Origin of the sequence: Burkholderia sp. Ac-20345, from assembly GCF_017104825.1 — a bacterium.
Taxonomy (GTDB): domain Bacteria; phylum Pseudomonadota; class Gammaproteobacteria; order Burkholderiales; family Burkholderiaceae; genus Burkholderia; species Burkholderia lata_B.
The window spans coordinates 1-4115 of the sequence record NZ_JAAGPO010000384.1; the positions used below are offsets into that span (position 1 = coordinate 1).

2 pseudogenes are annotated in these 4115 nt (G+C 70.7%); both read right to left on the reverse strand.

Annotated features, from left to right (window positions below):
* Positions 1-123 precede the first annotated feature (123 nt).
* A pseudogene (locus tag G3O06_RS46930) lies at positions 124-2568 on the reverse strand (UvrD-helicase domain-containing protein); the annotation flags it as partial.
* Positions 2565-4115, reverse strand: a pseudogene (locus G3O06_RS46935) (exodeoxyribonuclease V subunit gamma); the annotation flags it as partial. The pseudogenes G3O06_RS46935 and G3O06_RS46930, both read right to left, overlap by 4 nt.

A 4115-nucleotide genomic window follows, 5' to 3' on the forward strand; every position in this document is an offset into this window, starting at 1 on the left:
GCGCGGGCCTCTTCAAGTTCCTTCTGTAGCGCACGTTTTTCGTCGGCAGCTTCTTGCCGAACTGCTGCGACTTCCTTGGTCGCGTTCTTGTGCGCGATGTTCCATACCTTCGTGATCGCTTCCATGGGCGGCCGCCTCGTCGTCGCACCCGTAGTGCAGCACCGCGTCGCCCGCATCGTCGTGATATTCACGCGCGTCGGGCAGCGCGGACGCGGGCGGCTCGCGCAACCCGCCGTCGTTCAGAAACGGACAGAACACGATCGCGTATTCGAGGCCTTTCGACTTGTGCACGGTGACGATCTGCACGAGGTTGCGATCGGATTCGAGCCGCAACTGCGCTTCCTCGCCGCCGCCGTCGAGCCGTTGCGCGGCGAGCCAGCGCAGCGTCGGCGCGATGCCCGGCTGCGCGGACGCGCGTGCCTGCGTCAGTTCGGCCAGATGGTTGATGTCGGTCACGCGGCGCTCGCCGTCCGCGCCGGCCATCAGCCGCTCGGCAATCCGCAACTCGCGCGTGAACGTGCGCCACATCACCGCGAAGCCGCGTTCACGCCACAGCAGCCGGTACCGCGAGAAGCGCTCGACCCAGCTCATCGCGTCGGCGCTATCTACCGCTGATGCGTCACGTTGCGCATCGCCGTCGCCCTGCTCCATCCGCCACAGCGCGCCGGCATCGAGTCCGAACCAGTCGGATGCGAGCGCCGCGCGCAAGCGCCGCAGGTCGCCCGGGGCATCGATCGCCGCCAGCACGCGTTCGAGCTGCTCGGCGTCGCCGGTCGAGAACACCGAGGCCTGCGCCAGTTCGACGCTGCCGATGCCCCACGTGGCCAGCACGCGCTTCACGAGACTGCCCTGCCGGTGTGTCTGCACGAGCACCGCGATATCGCCCGGCGACAGCGGCGTATCGCCGAGCCGCGCGCGCCCTTCGCGCGCGCCGCGCATCAGCCGCGCAATCTCGGCCGCACAGGCCTGGGCGGCCTGCGCCTGCGCATCGCGCTTGAGCAGCGTGCCTTCGCCGCCCGGCAACGCCCAGACCCGGAAATCGCCGGCCGGGCCCGGATCGGTCTCATCGACGAACGGCGCGCGCACGCGCGTGCCGGCGCGCACCGCGTAATAGTCAAGCCCGTCGAGCACGAACGCGCGCGGATTCGACATGAAGAAGCGGTTGCACGCATCGACGATCGAGGGCGTCGAACGCTGGTTGACCGCGAGCGTATAGCACGCGCTCGCCCGTTCACGCGCGGCAAGATAGGTATGCAGATCGGCTGCGCGGAAGCTGTAGATCGCCTGCTTCGGATCGCCGACGAGAAACAGCGGGCCGCCCGGCGCGAAGATCCGGTCGAAGATCGCGAACTGCAGCGGGTCGGTATCCTGGAACTCGTCGATCAGCGCGGCCGGATAGCGCGCGCGCAGCGTCTCGGCGAGCCACGGATGCGCATGCAGCGCGTGGTACAGGTTCGCGAGCAGGTCGTCGAACGAGACGATACGCCGCGTGCGCTTGCGCTCGGCCAGCTCGCCCGGCGCCATGTCGAGCCATTCGGCGATCAGCGCGAGCCAGCGCGCGCGCTGCGCGGCCTCGGCCGCGGCCACCGCCGCTTCGAGCGCGTCGGCCACGTCGAAGAATGCGTGTTCGGGCGTCGCGCCGCCTTTTTTCGTCGCCTTCACGAGCGCGGTACGCGTGAGCTTCAGCGCGGCCTTCGGCAGCGCAGCCGTCGCGTCGCCCTGCGCGAAATGCGCGGCCCATGCGGCAAGCGCATCGGCAACCGCTTCGGGTTTGTGCGAGCGCTGGTTGAGCGCGGGCTGCGCGGTGCGCAGCAACGCATCGATCGCGTCGCGCTCGGCCGCCCACATCCGCGCGGCCTCGGCGAAACATTCGGCCGCGGCGGCCTCGGCCGATTCGTCCGGCTCGGTCACGCCGTCCCAGCGCAGCGCGGCGAGCGGCTTCTTCAGCCGGCGCGCAAGCTGCGCATCGAGCGCGGCCGGGCCGGCGCCCGATTCGACGAGCCAGATCGCGAAGCCCGGCCAGCGCGCAGCCGCCGGTTCGACGCGCGTGCGCCAGAAATCCGCTGCCAGTTCGAAGCGAAGCGAAGCGTCGTCGGCCTCCATGTCGAACGCGAACGGCATCGCGGCCGCGAACGGCGCTTCCTGCAGCGCGCGCTGGCAGAACGCGTGGATCGTATGGATCGCGGCCTGATCGAACGCGCGCAGCGCACGCCGGATCCGCTTCGCGGCCGTTTCGGGATCGAGCTCGCCGCTTTCGCCGAGCGTGGTTTCGAGCAAGCGCTCGATGAACGGATCGCCGCCGTCGTCGCCCGTGTCGAGCGCATGCGCAAGCTGCGCGAGCCGGCCGCGAATCCGCTCGTGCAGCTCGGCGGTCGCCGCTTTCGTGAAGGTCACGACGAGGATTTCATCCGCGCCGAGATCCTTTTCCAGCAACAGGCGCACATACAGCGCGCAGATGTTCCAGGTCTTGCCGGTGCCGGCCGACGCCTCGATCTGGTTGACGCCGTCGAGCGGGCACGCGAACACGTCGAGTTCGAGCGCCTGCTGCGGCTGCGACACGGCACTCATGCGACCTCCTTCAGATGCTCGACGAGCGGATCGAACACGAGCCGCGCGAGTGTGCCGAACGGCTCGTCGAGCGATGCATGCGCACCGCGCCACGCGATCGCGATGGCCGGATCGTCGGCTTCGCTCACGACGCGCTCGTTGATCCAGACACTCGCGGCCTTGGCTTCGCCGTCGGACACCCTCGCCCACGCGCTGCGCGGGAAAAACCGCAGCGGCATGCGCCGCCCCGCGCGAAACAGCGCGGCCAGCGGCGCGAGCCGCTCGAGCGGCGCCGCGACGGGCGTCAGCTCGAATGCACCGCCGCTGCCGAACCACAACGTGCGGCGCGGGCCGCCCGGCTCGATCGCGCAGTAGACGAGGTGCGCGAGCCACGCGGACAGGTAGTCGCGCGCACTCGGCCGCGCATAGCGGTAGATGATCTGCCCGGCCGGCGTGAGCCGGTTCAGCGTGCCGTGCAGTTCGAGCGGCGCGCTCACCGCGTCGCCCGACAGCAGCGCGTCGTCGGCGCCGAACAGCGCCTGTTCGGTGTCCGGCCAGGCCGGTACGACGGTGAGCGTGAACGGCCGCCGCTCCATCCCGTCGGCCAGCGCCCGGCGCACGTGCGACGCGAGTTGCGTCATCGAGCCAAGCGCCTGGTCGCGCCACACGGCGCCCGTCGCGCCGCCCGGCAGTTCGGGGCTCGCATCCGCAATGCGCAGCGCGTGATCGTGCACGCCGCCCTCGTCCGACTCGATCAGCAACGGGAGCACGCGCTCGGCGAGCGCGTCGCTGCCGGAGAAATCGAGCGCGAACGGCTCGGTATCGAGCAGTTCGGCCTGCGCGTCGGCGAGCACGATGCCGAGCCGCGCGCGCAGCAGCGCACGCGCGGGATGGCGCCAGAAGCGTTCGAATTCGCTGAATGCGACAGGCTCGACCGGTTCGGCCGGTAGCGGCTGCGCGAAGAACGGCAGCTCGCGCGGCCCGTCGCGCGACGCCTCGGCGGCCAGCAGCGTCGCGAGCGTCGCACGCTCGGCATCGTAGGAAACGAGTTCGCTGCCGGGCTGGAAATACGCGGCCGCGAACGGTTGCAGCGGATGCTCGACGACGAATGCGCGCCGCGCGGCATCGACCTCGTCCGGCGCCGCGTCGGGCCCGGCCGTGACGAGCGCGAGATGGTCGAGCAGTTCGTCGACGAGTGCCGCGGGCGGCAATGGCGCGTTGTCGCGAATGCTGCGGCCTGTGTACGCGATCAGCAACCGGTCGCGCGCGGCGAGCAGCAGGTCGAGAAACAGGTTGCGCTCGTCGTCGCGGCGCTGGCGGTCGCCGAGCTTCGGCAATACGGCCATCAGGTCGAATTCGTCTGCACGCGCGAGACTCGGCAGCACGCCGTCGTCCATCCCGAGCAGGCAGACGACGCGATACGGCAAGCCGCGCAGGCTCGTCAGCGACGAGAACGTGACGCCGCCCCACGGCACCCCGCCGCGCGCCGGATCGTCGAGCGCGGCGGCCAGCACGGCCCGGACGGCGACCGGAAGAGGAGCGGGTACGGACAGGGGGGGGTCGCACCT